Source organism: Flavobacterium sp. UBA7680 (assembly GCF_002482975.1).
GTDB lineage: Bacteria > Bacteroidota > Bacteroidia > Flavobacteriales > Flavobacteriaceae > Flavobacterium.
In genome coordinates this window covers 133,245-148,722 of record NZ_DLHA01000032.1, presented here as the reverse complement: position 1 = coordinate 148,722, position 15,478 = coordinate 133,245, and the positions used below count along the sequence as shown (strand labels likewise).

At 36.5% G+C, this 15,478-nt stretch carries 12 protein-coding genes; 4 read left to right on the top strand and 8 right to left on the bottom strand.

From position 1 onward, the window contains the following. Both B3C18_RS14710 and B3C18_RS14705 read left to right on the top strand, forming a co-directional pair. Window positions 1-1,359 carry an HlyD family secretion protein gene (locus tag B3C18_RS14710; RefSeq protein ID WP_291148063.1) on the top strand — a complete coding sequence of 453 codons (1,359 nt, stop codon included), beginning with the start codon at window positions 1-3 and terminating at the stop codon, window positions 1,357-1,359. Continuing rightward, a complete protein-coding gene (locus B3C18_RS14705; RefSeq protein WP_291148061.1) occupies window positions 1,340-2,755 on the top strand; it encodes a TolC family protein in 1,416 nt (471 codons plus the stop codon). Before B3C18_RS14710 ends, B3C18_RS14705 begins: the two co-directional genes overlap by 20 nt. Window positions 2,756-2,977: 222 nt before the next feature. Here B3C18_RS14705 and B3C18_RS14700 read toward each other — a convergent pair whose 3' ends face one another. Then, window positions 2,978-3,853 (bottom strand): NAD(P)H-binding protein, encoded by an 876-nt coding sequence (locus B3C18_RS14700; RefSeq protein ID WP_291148059.1) that lies wholly within the window; start codon window positions 3,851-3,853, stop codon window positions 2,978-2,980. Window positions 3,854-3,933: 80 nt separating this feature from the next. Here B3C18_RS14700 and B3C18_RS14695 point away from each other — a divergent pair, with 80 nt between their 5' ends. Next, window positions 3,934-4,296 carry a winged helix-turn-helix transcriptional regulator gene (locus B3C18_RS14695; protein ID WP_291148057.1) on the top strand — a complete coding sequence of 121 codons (363 nt, stop codon included), beginning with the start codon at window positions 3,934-3,936 and terminating at the stop codon, window positions 4,294-4,296. 109 nt (window positions 4,297-4,405) lie between these two features. Here the strand turns inward: B3C18_RS14695 and B3C18_RS14690 are convergent, their stop codons facing one another. The 5 genes from B3C18_RS14690 to B3C18_RS14670 all read right to left on the bottom strand — a co-directional run bounded on the left by B3C18_RS14690 (window position 4,406) and on the right by B3C18_RS14670 (window position 13,844). Then, window positions 4,406-4,795 carry a RidA family protein gene (locus B3C18_RS14690; protein ID WP_291148856.1) on the bottom strand — a complete coding sequence of 130 codons (390 nt, stop codon included), beginning with the start codon at window positions 4,793-4,795 and terminating at the stop codon, window positions 4,406-4,408. Between the two features lie 178 nt (window positions 4,796-4,973). Then, on the bottom strand, window positions 4,974-5,537 hold the full coding sequence (locus B3C18_RS14685; protein ID WP_291148055.1) for a Crp/Fnr family transcriptional regulator: 564 nt from the start codon (window positions 5,535-5,537) through the stop codon (window positions 4,974-4,976). Window positions 5,538-5,861: 324 nt separating this feature from the next. Beyond that, complete coding sequence (locus tag B3C18_RS14680; protein WP_291148053.1) at window positions 5,862-7,106, bottom strand: sensor histidine kinase; 1,245 nt, start codon at window positions 7,104-7,106, stop codon at window positions 5,862-5,864. Window positions 7,107-7,116: 10 nt separating this feature from the next. After that, on the bottom strand, window positions 7,117-13,494 hold the full coding sequence (locus B3C18_RS14675; RefSeq protein ID WP_291148051.1) for a hybrid sensor histidine kinase/response regulator: 6,378 nt from the start codon (window positions 13,492-13,494) through the stop codon (window positions 7,117-7,119). A gap of 89 nt (window positions 13,495-13,583) precedes the next feature. Beyond that, window positions 13,584-13,844, bottom strand: a complete 261-nt coding sequence (locus tag B3C18_RS14670; RefSeq protein ID WP_291148048.1) for a hypothetical protein — start codon at window positions 13,842-13,844, stop codon at window positions 13,584-13,586. Here B3C18_RS14670 and B3C18_RS14665 point away from each other — a divergent pair, their 5' ends adjacent. Continuing rightward, a complete protein-coding gene (locus B3C18_RS14665) occupies window positions 13,845-14,084 on the top strand; it encodes a hypothetical protein (RefSeq protein WP_291148046.1) in 240 nt (79 codons plus the stop codon). Between the two features lie 33 nt (window positions 14,085-14,117). On the opposite strand, the gene B3C18_RS14660 is transcribed toward B3C18_RS14665, so the two are convergent. Both B3C18_RS14660 and B3C18_RS14655 read right to left on the bottom strand, forming a co-directional pair. Then, on the bottom strand, window positions 14,118-14,384 hold the full coding sequence (locus B3C18_RS14660; protein ID WP_291148044.1) for a hypothetical protein: 267 nt from the start codon (window positions 14,382-14,384) through the stop codon (window positions 14,118-14,120). Continuing rightward, complete coding sequence (locus B3C18_RS14655) at window positions 14,377-15,303, bottom strand: IS1595 family transposase (RefSeq protein WP_291148042.1); 927 nt, start codon at window positions 15,301-15,303, stop codon at window positions 14,377-14,379. Before B3C18_RS14655 ends, B3C18_RS14660 begins: the two co-directional genes overlap by 8 nt. Window positions 15,304-15,478 lie beyond the last annotated feature (175 nt).

The window sequence follows — 15,478 nt, the reverse complement described above, 5'->3', positions numbered from 1 at the left end:
ATGCTTAATATATCAAAAGATAATAACGTACTTATTACGCCGGGCAAATACAAATCGATTACCGCCGTTGCCCGCAGACCGCACTATAAAATTTTAAATCGAGTAATTGTTGGATTTTTAATTTTCTGCATTGCCTGTCTTTTTCTTCCATGGACACAAAATATTTCGGGAAGTGGTTCTGTTACAACATTAAAACCAGACCAAAGACCACAAACAGTTCATAATGCCATTGCGGGAAGAATCGAAAAATGGTATGTGCAGGAAGGGGATTATGTAAAAAAAGGAGATACTATTTTGTTTATTTCTGAAACCAAAGAAGATTATTTAGATCCCAATTTAGTTGGAAATACAAAAGATCAGGTTGATGCCAAAAAAATGGCTGTAGAATCTTATGCTGATAAAGTAAGTTCGCTAAACGTTCAGGCACAGTCGCTTAATACCGAAAGAGAATTGAAATTGCAGCAGGCTCAAAATAAAATCAAACAAGCCCAGCTGAAAATTAAAAGTGACAGCATGGATCTTGAAGCGGTAAAAACGCAGTTAAGAATTGCAAAAACACAATTTGACCGTTCGACTGCATTAAATAAAGAAGGCTTAAAACCTTTGACAGATGTAGAACAAAAGCGATTAAAATTGCAAGAATCTGAGGCGTATATTATTACACAGCAAAATAAACTTTTGAGCAGTAAAAATGAATTGATAAACTCAAGAGTTGAAATAAACCGAATTACGGCTGAATATGCTGAAAAGATATCGAAATCAAGAAGTGATAAATTCACGGCTTTGAGCACACAATATGATACAAAAGCCCAAGTAAATAAACTGGAAAATCAATATGTAAACTACAGTATTAGAAATGGTTTGTATTATATCACGGCTCCGCAAAGCGGATATGTAAACCGTGCTTTACTGGCTGGACTTGGAGAAACAATTAAAGAAGGAACGCCAATTATCAGCATTATGCCGGCAAGTTATGATATTGCGGTAGAAACGTATGTTGACCCAATCGATCTTCCGTTGGTGCATCGCGGTGCAAAAGTGCGTGTTTGGTTTGACGGATGGCCGAGAATCGTATTTTCTGGATGGCCGGGATTGTCTTATGGAACTTTTGGCGGACGAGTTGTGGCGATTGAAAATTTTATTAGTGCCAATGGAAAATACAGGGTTTTGATTTCGCCAGACGGAAACAAAGATGAAAAATGGCCGAAAGAATTGAGCATTGGAGCAGGAGCGCAGAGTATTGCTTTATTAGAAACGGTTTCGGTTTGGTATGAAATATGGCGAAACTTAAACGGATTTCCGCCAAATTATTATAAGTCAGATGAAAAGGAGGCAAAAAATGGAAAAGACAAAAAATAAATTTAAGACTATAGTTCGACTGTTTTCTCTTTTGTTTTTATTCGGTTTTACTGCTTATGGTCAGGATTTTAATAAAGAAGAACTGAGTTACAGCGAATATTTAGGATATGTAAAAAAATACCATCCGCTGGTAAAACAGGCGAATCTTGAAATTAGCAATGCGCAGGCAGCGTTGATGCTGGCGCGCGGTGGTTTTGATCCGAAAATTGAAGTCGATTACAATAAAAAAGAATTTAAAGGAACTGAATATTATTCGATTTTAAACAGCAGTTTTAAAATTCCGACTTGGTACGGAATTGAAATTAAAGCAGGATTTGACGATACAGACGGACAATATTATAATCCGCAGAATCGTACGCCCGATAACGGATTAACTTCTTTAGGAGTCAGCGTTGCGTTGGGACAAGGAATGTTCATCAACCAAAGAATGGCAGATGTCCGCGAAGGAAAACTGCAGTTAAAATTAAGTGACGCACAGCGAAAATTGAGAGCAATTGAGGTTTTGTATAAAGCAAGCGAAGCTTATTTTGAATGGAGAAAAAGTTACAACGAAGCCGAACTTTATAAACGATATCTTGGTTTTGCAAGCACACGTTTTGCGGGTGTAAAAAAACTGATTGAACTTGGTGATTCTCCAGCAATTGACAGCGTTGAAGCCGGAATTACAGTTAGAAACCGAGAATTAAATGTTGAAAACGGAAATTTAAAATTAGCTAAAGCGAAATTGTATTTGTCGAATTATTTATGGCTTGAAAATGTGCCCGTTGAATTGGGAGATATGGTGAAACCAGAAGAAAATTTGATTCTGACTTTAGAAGAAACCCTAAAAACAGATGCGATGATGGTAAATGTTGAAACGTTAGATTCGCATCCTAAAATTCAGGCTTTAGAAACTAAAATGTCGATGCTGGAAGTTAACCGACAATTGAAAGCTAATTCGCTGTTACCAAAATTAAATGTGGGCTACAATTATATTTCTGAGCCTTCTTATTTTGATTCTTTTAATGCCGATGATTATAAGTTTAATATCGATTTCAGCATTCCGATTTTCTTGCGAAAGGAGCGAGGAAGCCTGAAAATGGCAAAACTGAAAATTCAGGATTTAAAGTTTGATATTGAACAACAGAGACTGGAATTGAAAAACAAAATAAAAGCCCAGCAAACGGAAATTGCTTCTTTAAAAAGGCAGAAAAATGTAATTGACAATTTGGTAAAAGATTATGTAACGATGCTGAACTCTGAAGAGAAGTTATTTTCTTTCGGCGAAAGCTCTATCTTCTTACTTAATTCGAGAGAAAATAATTTGGTAAGCGCAAAACTGTCTCAAATTAGTATTGAAAATCAGTTTTACATTTCAAATGCTGAGTTGTATAAAATATTGGCTAATCCCGATTAAAGATTTAAACACATAGAAACATAGATTTTATTGTTTTAAAAAGGCGTTTCACTTGTTTAAACAAACATAGCTATGTGTAAATGATGTGTCATTTATTTTAATCTTTATCAACACTAGAAATCTATGTTTCTATGTGTTGAAAATTTTCAGATTGCTATAGACAACAGTTTTTAAAAAAAAAGCAGCAAAGAAATTTGCTGCTTTTTTTGCTTTTAATTGCAATTAGAATTTTGTTGCAAATTCTTTTGCAAAATCTTCCAGTTTTATTTTTCCGTCAACAGAAGCATTGCTTGATAAGAAATGTTCAATGATTTTTCCACTTCTTAAACCAGTTCCCATTTCAGCATAAAGTTTAGCAATTTCTTCCGGAATTCCTGCTTGTGCCATTCCTCCAAGAGCCTGTTCATCTGTAAATTCTACCCATGGTAATTCTGGTTTTGCAATTGCATCTCCTAAAATTTTTGCAGCTTCACCCGGAGTACGAACATCACTGATAATATATCGGATATTTTTTCCTGCCGGAGTCTGCTGTAATTCTTCGGCAACAGCCTGAGCAATATCTACCGGATGCACAAATGGAATTGTTATTTCTGAAGGATAATTAGAACCAATAATTCCAGCTCCTTGAATCAAAGGAACATCATTATAAAAATTAGTGAAGAAGAAACCTGCTCTTAAAAAAGTAACAGAAGTATTCAATTCCTTATATATTTCTTCAATTTTATGAAGTCCTGTAATTGGTCCAGTCCCGTTTGGTAAATGAGCACCAATACTGCTTAACATTACAACTCTTTTTACTTGAGCTTCTTCGATTGCTTTTGCAAAAGATTTACCAGCGTTTTCAGTATTCGCAATAACATTTGCTCCGCCTAAATTTGGCGGTGTCATCGCAAAAATGGCATCGGCACCTTTTAATGTTTCCAATAGAAATGCAGCATCGCTTACAGAACCTACTGCAGCTTTTGCGCCCAGATTTTCGATTGCTGTTTTTCTGTCAGCATTACTGCTTATTACGGTTACGTCGTGACCTGCAGCGACAAGTTTTGTAGTTAATGGTTTTCCTATGTTCCCTAAAGAACCTGTTACTATAATTTTCATATATATAATTTTTTTTATTACAGTTACAAAGGTATCTTTGTACTTACTTTTATACAAGTACTTACCCTATAGTATGTATCATGACAGCAATTAAAGAATCATCGACAATTCAGGAAAATAAGCAGTATGCACTGGAAAAATGCCCGGTTACGTTTGTAATGGAAAAAATAGGAGGTTACTGGAAACCTATTATTCTTTGGCATTTATCAAGCGGAATGAAACGTTACAGCGAATTAAAAAGAGAAATTCCTGCTATTACAGAAAAAATGCTCATTCAGCATTTAAAACAATTAGAAGCAGATGGTCTTGTAATTCGAGAAGCAAAACCAGTTGTACCTCCTTTTGTAACCTATAGATTAAGCAATGCCGGACAAGGTTTATTGCCTGTTATTGAAGCAATGGCGGAGTGGGCTTTTAAGGTTAAGGATGGAGATTTTTTGTAAGATTCTAAGTTGCTGAGATGCTAAGTTTCTAAGTTTTTTAGTTGCAAAGGTTCAAAGGTTTTAGAAAAATCTTAGCATCTCAGAACCTTAGCAACTTAGCAACTAAAAATTACTTAACCACTGTCGCTTCCAATTCTACTTTAACGGTTTCAAAAAGGCTTTTTACTTCCATTAAAGTTGTAGCTTGTTGAATGTTGTGTTTGGCAATCCATTCCTGCAGGATATTGAAGTGAGGCCAAAGCTCAGAAGTTGCAGTCGTATAAATCGTTAATCTCACGATACCGCTGCATTCGTAACCTGCTTCGGTGATTACTTGTTCCAGATTTTGGATCGCCAGTTTTAACTGGGATTCCATATTTTCGTTGCTTGAAATTCCTTCGGCGTTTATTGCAGTCTGCCCGGAAACATACAATGTTCCCTGCGGATTTTTTACTTCAACTGCCTGATTATAACTACGCTCATTTTGCCATTTCCATGGATTGATAACTCTTTTTTCCATTTTATTTCCTTTTTTAGTTTGTGCCAATACTGGCATTGTTGTGATTAATAATAATAATCCTAAAATTTTTGTTGTTGTTTTCACGATTACAGTTTAAAATTTATACTGCAAAATTGAAAATAACTTGTGGAAACAGGTCTTGACATTTGTCACGAATATAAAGTGCGAAATGTCACATTTACGAAGATAAACGGCTTAAGGTTTCGCGCGAAACACCAAGATAGGAAGCAATAAGGCTTTTAGGAACGCGCTGAAAAAGGGTTGGATATTGTTTTAAAAGTTGTTCGTAACGTTCTTTTGGGTTAGAAGTCATCCAGGAAATAATACGACGCTGTGAGGCAAGGAAACCAAAGTTGGCTTTCTCCAGTAAAAAGCGCAGCATTTTAGGGGAATTATCACATAAGTCTTTATAATCTTCCAAAGTAAAACAAAGCACTTCGGTATCTTCCAAACATTCTAAAGACATTGTCGCTTTTGTTTGAGTGAAAAAAGCATAATAATCGCTTTCCCACCAGTCTTCCATAGCAAAGGAAGCAATATGTTGTTTTAGAGATTCATCAGTGTAAACCAATTTTAAAAGTCCGGAAATTATAAAATAAGCATATTTTACATCATCTCCTTCCTGAATTAAAAATTGGTGCTTTTTGAATTTTTTGGTGATAAAATGCTGACTGATAAATGAAAATTCTTCATCTGTCAGCTTTATTATTTTTTCGATATGTTCCCGAAGTTTTTCCTGCATGTTATGGTCAAAGATATTTAAATTTTTCGATGATCAAAAAGGGTGGGATTTTAATTAGATTGAAATTAAACCGGATGGAGATTTAAATTAAACCGCATTTAAATCCAGCGTTACAATGAAATTAAACCGGATTGAAATCAAATATATCGTTAAACCGGATTGAAATCCGGCCCTACAATATAAATCATCCCTTCGGGATTTTACATTCTGGGTGTTAATGCGATCTATAATTTTTCGGCATCAAAATAAAGAGCCGAAGGCTCGATTTATATTGTATGGCTGGATTTCAATCCAGTTTATATTGTAGACCGGATTTTAATCCGGTTATTTTTGTGGAATATAAATATTAAACGTTGCACCTTCCATAGGTTTTGCCGTTGCGCTAATAATACCATTATGGTTTTCGACAATCTTTTTTACGATGGCAAGGCCAATTCCCGTTCCGTCGTAAATATCGCGGCTGTGTAAGCGTTGAAAAACACCGAATATTTTTTCGCTGTGTTCAGGTTCAAAACCAATTCCGTTGTCTTTAAAACTTATATGACAATAGTTTTCTGATGCTGATAATTTATCATTTTGTAATTCTTCACCACTAACAATTCGGCTTTTGATTTCGATTTGAAGCGGAATTTCCTTTTGAGAAAACTTCAGGGCATTGTTTACCAGATTTTCGATAAGCTGAATAAATAAAAACGGAATGATATTTATTTTGCCGTGAAGGTCTGTAATAATCGAAGCATTTTTTTCCTTAATATTTTCCCGAAGTGCTTCTTTTACATCTTCAATAATGATATTAAGATCCGTGTTTTCATAAATACGATCTGTAATATTCGTTCGGGAAAAAGTCAATAAATCGTTGATTAATTCCCGCATTCGGTTGGTGGAATATAAAATGCGCTCAAATTTTGCCTGTCCGTCCGGACTTAAATTTGGATATTCTTTTGCCAGAATGATGTTTGAAAAAGTTTGAATTTTACGCAGCGGTTCCTGTAAATCATGACTTGAAATATGTGTAAAAGCATCAAGTTCCGTATTTTTCTTTTTTAGCTCAGTTGCATATTTTTCTATGGCAATATATTGCGCAGCCAATTCTTCATTTGCTTTCGTGATTTTGGCATTTAGCGCAGTTGCTTCTTCTTCTTTTATGCGTAGCTCTCTGTTTTTCTTATACAATTCTGTAAAAACCATCACTTTTGCCTGAAGGATTTCTGCAGACAAAGGTTTAATCATATAATCAACAGCTCCAGACTGATATCCTTTAAAGATATAATCTGTAGTGTTCATATTGGCCGTCAAGAAAATGATAGGAACGTGTTTAAGCTTGTCGCTTTGGCGAATGAGTTCGGCAGTTTCGAAACCATCCATAAGCGGCATCTGCACATCCATAAGCATAATGGCAAAATCCTGATTTTTAAGGAGAATTCGCAGCGCATCTTTCCCAGAAGTTGCTTCTACAAACTCATATCCCTGATCTGCAAGTATGACCTGAAGCGAAAGTAGGTTTTCCTTCTTGTCATCGACAATTAATATTTTAACCGGATGTTCTTCTATGGGGTTTTGGCTTTTCATAATAGGGGAATTATTTTAACCACACTCTCATTAAAGAGGATAATTGTTCAACATTTACCGGTTTTGTAATGTAATCTGATGCGCCGGACTCGATACAGCGCTGTCTGTCGCCTTTCATTGCTTTTGCTGTTACAGCAATAATAGTCAGGTCTTTATGTTTTATATTTTTTCTAATGATTTTCATGGTTTCATAACCGTCTAATTCCGGCATCATGATATCCATTAAAACAATATCAATTTTTAAATTCTGGCTCAAAATATCAATGGCTTCGTGACCGCTTTCTGCGCTGATAACATCTAAACCAAAACGCTCTAAAGCAGTTGTAAGCGCAAATAAATTTCGAACATCATCATCTACCAAAAGCACTTTTTTATTGATTAAAACATCTTCTTTTAAATAATATGTTTCAATTCTGTCTTTCATGCTTTCCGGCAGATCTTTATGTACGCGATGCATAAACAGAGCAGTCTGATCTACTAATTCATCGATTGATACGGCACTTTTTGTAATAATACTGTGTGCAAAACGGCTGAGTTTAGCACGTTGTTTTTTATTAACATCACCCGCAGAATGTACAATTATGGCAGTTTCTTGTCCGCTGATGTTGTTTTCCAGATCGCTTATTAAATCTAAACCATCGGCATCTGGAAGTATTAAGTCTAATATGATACAGTCAAATGATTTTTCCTGTATCAGTTTTACAGCATCTTTTGCCGTTAAAGCAGTTGATACCGAAATGTCTTCGCCTTCAACAGCTTCGACAATTCGTTCCAGTTCAAATTCATTATCATCCACTACAAGAAGATTTTTTTCTTTCTTGTCTTTAAAATCCTGAATATCATTGAAAAGATAAGTCAATAATTCGTTTTTGACCGGTTTAAGGAAAAAGTTTCTCGCACCGCGTTTTAAACCTTTGTTTCTTTCATCTTCTCCCGAAATAATATAAACCGGAATATGACGAAGCGTGAAATCTGTTTTTAATCGGTCGAGAATTTTCCAGCCGCTGGTGTCCGGCATGTTTAAATCCATTGTAATAGCGTGCGGCTGAAATTGATTGATATAATCTACAACATCATTTCCGCGAGTCGTTACAATCGCTTTTATACCATGCTGATGTGCTCTTTCTAGTAATATTTTAGCAAAGGTGATATTGTCTTCGGCAATTAAAAGAATTTTGTCATTTGGTTTGATGTCGGTTCGGTCGTCGCCAACTTCATCTACAAAATATAAATCCATGTCTGATTTTTTGAAACTTGCAGACGGGAGTGATTTTAAACGGCTTTTTCCGGCGTGAATAACGTTTGTTTCTTCATTTACATTAATGTCTTCCAATTCTGGAATATGAACAAATTTTAAAGGCAAAAACAAGGTAAATTTACTTCCAATGTTGGTATCACTTTCCAGTTCGATGCTTCCGCCTAATAAATCAGAAAGTCCGCGGCTGATGGATAATCCTAAACCGGTTCCTCCATATTTACGGCTTGTAGATCCTTCTGCTTGTTGGAAAGCTTCAAAAATGATGTTTTGTTTTTCTTTGGAGATTCCAATTCCGGTGTCTGAAATTTCAAAAGCAACAACGGCTTCTGCATTTTCCAGACTTGCGTTTTTGGTTTTCCAATTATTATCTGCTTTATAAATGTTTAATCTTACGCCGCCTTTTTCAGTAAACTTGAATGAATTCGAAAGTAGGTTTTTCAAAATCTGATTCAATCTTTGCGAATCGGTTTCCATAACTTCAGGAAGATTACGATCCATCATAATTTCAAAATTAAGATGTTTCGCCTGAGAAATAGGGTTGAAGGTGGATTCCACAAATCGGCTGATTTCTGCAAAACTAATTGGATTGTAATCCACAGAAATATAACCGGATTCAATTTTAGAAAGATCCAGAATATCATTAATTAACTGAATTAAGTCATCTCCGCAAGAGTTGATTGTTTTGGCAAACTGAATTTGTTTTTCGGATAAATTCCCGTCGCGGTTCGCGATTAATTCGTTGGCGAGAATCTGCAAACTGTTTAATGGCGTTCTTAACTCGTGCGACATATTCGCCAGGAACTCTGATTTATATTTTGAAGTCAAAGTAAGCTGATCTGCTTTTTCTTCCAAAGCTTTACGGGCAACCTCAACTTCCTGATTTTTGAGTTCCACTTCTTCTTTTTGATTGGCTAATAGAATTGCTTTTTCTTCCAGTTCTTCGTTCGTATTTTTCAATACTTCCTGTTGACTTTTCAGCTCGCTTGCTAATGATTGTGATTGTACCAATAATTCCTCAGTTCTTGAATTTGATTCGATAGTATTCAATACAATTCCAATACTTTCTGTTAATCCTTCAAGGAAATCTAAGTGTGTCTGACTAAAGGTATCAAGTGAAGCCAATTCAATAACAGCTTTAAGTCTTCCTTCAAATAAAACGGGAAGAATAATTACGTCTTTTGGCTTGGCATCTCCTAAACCAGAATTGATTCTGATATAATCTTTTGGAACATTGCTTAAAATAATTCTTTCCTTTTCAATAGCAACCTGACCTATAAGTCCTTCGCCCATAGCGTAGGAGGTAGGCGAATTTTTTCGTTTGATGTATGCGTATGAGGCAATTAAATTCAGTTTAGAATCCATGAATTGTTCGCCTTCTTCCAGAATATAGAAAAGTCCGTGTTGCGCTGTAACTACGGCAGCAAGCTCTGAAAGGATTTTCATCGTTACAGAATTAAGCTCTTTTTGCCCTTGAAGCATTTGCGTAAACTTAGCTAAATTCGATTTCAGCCAGTCTTGTTCCTGATTACGTAAAGTAGTTGCTTTTAAGTTTGAAATCATTTGGTTGATAGTATCCTTAAGCGCTTCGACTTCACCTTTTGCTTCAACACCAATTGTTCGGGTTAAATCTCCCTGCGTTACCGCCGATGCTACTTCAGAAATAGCACGTACCTGTGTGGTAAGATTCGCCGCTAACTGGTTTACGTTTTCAGTTAAGTTTTTCCACGTTCCAGAAGCTCCGGGAACATTTGCCTGCCCTCCCAATTTTCCTTCGGCACCCACTTCACGGGCAACTGTTGTTACCTGATCTGAGAAAGTGGCGAGAGTGTCAATCATCTCATTAATAGTATCAGTAAGCTGTGCTACTTCACCTTTTGCATCAATAGATAATTTTTGTTTTAAGTTTCCTTTTGCTACAGATGTTACCACTTTTGCGATTCCACGAACCTGACCCGTTAAGTTGGATGCCATTACATTAACCGAGTCTGTTAAATCTTTCCAAGTTCCGGCAACACCTTTTACTTGGGATTGTCCGCCCAGTTTTCCTTCGGTACCAACCTCACGCGCCACACGCGTAACCTCAGAAGCAAATGAATTTAACTGTTCCACCATCGTATTGAAGGTGTTTTTCAAATCGAGGATTTCTCCTTTTACGTCAACGGTAATTTGTTTGGAAAGATCACCATTTGCAACGGCTTTGGTTACATCGGCAATATTACGTACTTGTCCGGTTAAGTTCGATGCCATTTGGTTAACGGAATCCGTTAAATCTTTCCAGGTTCCGGCAACTCCGGGAACGAATGCTTGTCCGCCCAGTTTACCGTCGGTACCCACCTCACGCGCCACACGAGTTACCTCAGAGGCAAAGGCACGAAGCTGATCCACCATGGTATTAACGGTTTCCTTTAATTGCAGAATTTCCCCACGAACGTCGGCCGTAATTTTTTTCGACATATCTCCGTTTGCTACGGCAATCGTAACCTCAGCAATATTACGTACTTGTGTCGTTAAGTTACCCGCCATTTGATTAACAGAATCTGTTAAATCCTTCCAGGTTCCGGCAACTCCGGGAACGTTTGCTTGTCCTCCCAGTTTTCCTTCGGTACCCACCTCACGCGCCACACGAGTTACCTCAGAGGCAAACTCACGAAGCTGATCCACCATTGTATTCAGGGTTTCTTTTAATTGCAGAATTTCCCCGCGAACGTCAACGGTAATTTTTCGGGACATATCTCCATTTGCCACGGCAATCGCCACATCGGCAATATTACGTACCTGTGCGGTAAGGTTTCCTGCCATTTGATTAACAGAGTCTGTTAAATCTTTCCATGTTCCTGCAACTCCGGGAACGTTGGCTTGTCCTCCCAGTTTTCCTTCTGTACCTACTTCTCGTGAAACCCTTGTTACCTCCGATGCAAAGCCTCGAAGCTGATCCACCATGGTATTAATTGTATTTTTTAACTCTAAGATTTCTCCTTTTACGTCAACCGTAATTTGGAGCGATAAATCTCCTTTTGCTACGGCTGTTGTTACTTCGGCGATATTACGTACTTGTCCGGTTAAGTTGGATGCCATTTGGTTTACGGAATCCGTTAAATCTTTCCAAGTTCCGCCGACACCTTCTACCTGCGCTTGTCCTCCCAGTTTTCCTTCGGTACCAACCTCACGCGCCACACGGGTCACCTCTGAGGCGAAAGAGTTCAGCTGACCCACCATAGTATTAATGGTATTTTTCAACTCTAAGATTTCTCCTTTGGTATCAACGGTAATTTGGCGGGATAAATCTCCTTTTGCTACGGCTGTTGTTACCTCGGCAATATTACGTACTTGTCCGGTTAAGTTGGATGCCATTTGGTTAACAGAATCGGTCAAATCTTTCCATGTTCCGCCGACACCTTTTACTTTTGCCTGACCTCCAAGTTTTCCTTCGGTACCAACTTCAAGTGCCACACGCGTAACCTCTGAAGAGAAGGAGTTCAGCTGATCTACCATCGTATTAATGGTTTTCTTTAACTCTAGGATTTCCCCTTCGGCTACAGCCGTAATTTTTTTAGAAAGGTCACCATTTGCTACAGCGGTTGTAACCTCAGCAATATTACGTACTTGTCCGGTTAAGTTCGATGCCATTTGATTCACAGAATCGGTTAAATCTTTCCACGTTCCACCAACACCTTTTACTTTTGCCTGACCTCCCAGTTTTCCTTCAGAACCTACCTCACGCGCCACACGAGTTACCTCAGAACCGAATGAGTTTAGCTGATCCACCATGGTATTGATGGTATTTTTTAGTTCAAGAATTTCTCCCTCAACGTTTACGGTAATTTTTTTAGATAAATCTCCTTTTGCTACGGCTGTTGTTACCTCAGCAATATTACGTACCTGACCGGTTAAGTTGGAGGCCATTTGGTTTACAGAATCGGTCAAATCTTTCCAAACTCCACCCACACCTCGTACTTTTGCCTGACCTCCCAGTTTTCCTTCTGAACCTACTTCACGTGATACACGAGTTACCTCAGAAGAGAAGGAGTTTAGCTGATCCACCATCGTATTAATGGTATCTTTCAACTCTAAGATTTCTCCTTTTACGTCTACGGTAATTTTTTTAGATAAATCTCCTCTTGCTACGGCGGTTGTTACATCGGCGATATTACGTACTTGTCCGGTAAGATTCGATGCCATTTGGTTTACCGAATCCGTTAAATCTTTCCAGGTTCCACCGACACCTTTTACCTGCGCTTGTCCGCCCAGTTTTCCTTCTGTACCAACCTCACGCGCCACACGTGTTACCTCAGAAGAAAAAGAGTTCAGCTGATCCACCATCGTATTGATGGTATTTTTCAATTCTAAGATTTCTCCTTTTACGTCTACGGTAATTTTTTTAGATAAATCTCCTTTTGCTACCGCTGTTGTTACATCGGCAATATTACGTACCTGACCAGTTAAGTTACTCGCCATTTTATTTACAGAATCGGTCAAATCTTTCCAAACACCGCCCACACCACGAACTTTTGCCTGACCTCCCAGTTTTCCGTCTGTACCAACTTCACGTGCCACACGCGTAACCTCCATCGAGAAAAGGTTCAGCTGTTTTACCATTCCGTTTACCTCTTTTGCAATTCTGAGGAATTCTCCCTGAAGCGGGTTTCCTTCAATTGACAATGGCATTTCCTGAGATAAATTCCCTTTTGCCACCGAGGTAATTACGTGCGCAATTTCAATTGTTGGGTGAACCAAGTCTGAAATCAAGGTGTTTACAGAATCAACGCAGGAACTCCACGAACCGCGTGCGCCATCCAGAACTACGCGATTGTTTAATTTTCCTTGTTTACCAATGCTTTTTCCAACTTTTTGAAATTCAAAAACCATTCTTTCGTTCAGGTCAATGATTTCGTTTAAAGTATCGCAAATGGATCTTTTTATTCCGTTTTGATCGGTTGGGAAACGCTGCGAGAAGTTTCCGTTTTTAACTTTCAGCAAAATCTTCAAAAATTCGGCATCGTTAAGAATAGATTCTTCGGGTTCGATTTTCTTTACTTTGGTTCCAGATGGCTTTTTTTCATCTGTTATGATTGGCAGTGCGATCAAGACCTCGTTTTCTGGAGCTTTATCGGTGTGTTTTGCTTTTTTCATAAGTGGCGGCTTGGAGATTTTATATTTGGTAATTATATATTAGTTTACACCAGAATTTTTGATTTTCTAGTTTTTTTGCGGACAAATTATTATTCAATCATTTCTGGAAAGTAAATTGTCAAACTTTTACTTTCAGTTTGTAAAATTATATATTCTTTATCAGTAAATTTAAATTTAGAAACTGTTTTTAAATATTCTATCATTTCTTTAATGTTTTCCGCAAAATGAAGATAAATAGTTTCTATTAATTGTTTTTCTAAATTTTTGTGGTGGTAAAAGAAAACTAATTCTGTAGGTTTATTCATAGTTTTTTCGTACTCTTGTTCTGTTAGTTCTTTAATTGTAATCATATGAGGTATAAGAGTTTAAGGTTTTTTGAAAAGTTAATAGGTCAAAAACGTAGATTTCTTGTGAATTACGTTTTACCTAAATTTGAAGATATTTTTTATGCTGAAATAAAAGAAGTACATGAGAATTATCTTATAGTAGAACAGAAGTATATAAGAACGGATGAAGAGTATAACGAAGAACAAATAACTCAGAAAAGAAAATTAGATAATGGACTATTTGAGCTTTTAGACATCAAATAAAAAGCCCTACTGTTTAAAGTAAGGCTTGACTGTTTATTTTTTCCTTTCCGGCTTAAAATTCAGAGCTTGAATTATTTTCTTGTCAAAGTCTGTTTTTTTACGTCCGTTTTTTATGCTTTCATAATCAGCACATTCTGTATTTATTCTTTCTCCGTCTATCATAAAAGGAAGAACAATTGTCTTTACTTCGGATAAATCTTCATTTAGAATATCTTTTAAGTCTGATAATCTAAAATACCATTCTCCGTCAAACTCTATTTTGCGTATTTCCGCCCTGTTAAAAATTTCTTCTTTATTCATTTATCAAATTTACATATTTTGTTCTAACTGCTGAATTAAAAAGTAACCAATTAAATTTATCACTTTCTACATGTTTTCTCATATTGAATCTGTATACGTGCTCATCAACATATAATTGCAAATGTTTTCTAGAAACAAAGTTATACATATCTCTTAGAGAATTTTTCATTATTTTCCATGTTCCTTCAATACCGTTTGAATGTATTGAACTGTCATTAAGATTTACATATTCTTTTTTGGCATGATTTACAATATCATGTTTATAAATCTTATTTAAACCTGTATATCCATGCCACTCATCTGTGATTAAATGAGTGTCTTTGGAAACAAATCTTTTAACTAAGGGCTGTATCGAACTTTTTTGCGTGTTATTTACAACAATACAATTTAGTTTACCGCCTCTTTCCATCATTCCCAATATCGGAGTTTTGTCTTTAAAACTCCTTCCTTGGCACTTTTCTACTTTTTTATCTTTGTGCCTGTTGATATTCTTGCCCCCGTAGAATGATTCGTCACATTCCACAACACCTTCTAATTCATTGTAATTCTCAATTCCAAAACAAGCTCTAATTCTCATCAGCATAAACCAAGATGTTTTTTGAGTTACGTTTATATCTTTTGCAAGCTGTACAGAGCTAATGCCTTTTTTGTGACTTGTAACTAAATATATTGCTAAGAACCACTTTTGCAATTCAACCTTAGTATTGTCAAATAAAGTATTAGTACGAACATTGAAGTACTTCCCAGTGTTTTTGCAACGATATTTATTACCCTTACACTTATAAACCTTTGAATTCTCATCGAAAGGGCTTACAACTCCATCTTCCCAACGCATCTGCTCCAAATAAGCTATACATTTCTGCTCATCTGAAAACGTTGTTATGATTTCAATTACTGACTTAAAATTTGTATTAAACATGGGTTTTAGTTTTTCTTTTACCAAATTTAGAACTATTTTACATTAAAAACAAATTTTTAGTGTAATTAAATTCTATTTTTAGAACCCTTGTATAAATGTACTGCGGTAATTTTTCACCTACAAGTCTTTGAAATTTGTTGTAAATTATTACTTTTACAACATTGAAAATATAAGG

Coding starts and splice junctions, on each gene's coding strand:
- B3C18_RS14710 (WP_291148063.1), top strand. CDS start 1: ATGCTTAATATATCAAAAGATAATAACGTACTTATTACGCCGGGCAAA.
- B3C18_RS14705 (WP_291148061.1), top strand. CDS start 1,340: ATGGAAAAGACAAAAAATAAATTTAAGACTATAGTTCGACTGTTTTCT.
- B3C18_RS14700 (WP_291148059.1), bottom strand. CDS start 3,853: ATGAAAATTATAGTAACAGGTTCTTTAGGGAACATAGGAAAACCATTA.
- B3C18_RS14695 (WP_291148057.1), top strand. CDS start 3,934: ATGACAGCAATTAAAGAATCATCGACAATTCAGGAAAATAAGCAGTAT.
- B3C18_RS14690 (WP_291148856.1), bottom strand. CDS start 4,795: ATGGAAAAAAGAGTTATCAATCCATGGAAATGGCAAAATGAGCGTAGT.
- B3C18_RS14685 (WP_291148055.1), bottom strand. CDS start 5,537: ATGCAGGAAAAACTTCGGGAACATATCGAAAAAATAATAAAGCTGACA.
- B3C18_RS14680 (WP_291148053.1), bottom strand. CDS start 7,106: ATGAAAAGCCAAAACCCCATAGAAGAACATCCGGTTAAAATATTAATT.
- B3C18_RS14675 (WP_291148051.1), bottom strand. CDS start 13,494: ATGAAAAAAGCAAAACACACCGATAAAGCTCCAGAAAACGAGGTCTTG.
- B3C18_RS14670 (WP_291148048.1), bottom strand. CDS start 13,844: ATGATTACAATTAAAGAACTAACAGAACAAGAGTACGAAAAAACTATG.
- B3C18_RS14665 (WP_291148046.1), top strand. CDS start 13,845: ATGAGGTATAAGAGTTTAAGGTTTTTTGAAAAGTTAATAGGTCAAAAA.
- B3C18_RS14660 (WP_291148044.1), bottom strand. CDS start 14,384: ATGAATAAAGAAGAAATTTTTAACAGGGCGGAAATACGCAAAATAGAG.
- B3C18_RS14655 (WP_291148042.1), bottom strand. CDS start 15,303: ATGTTTAATACAAATTTTAAGTCAGTAATTGAAATCATAACAACGTTT.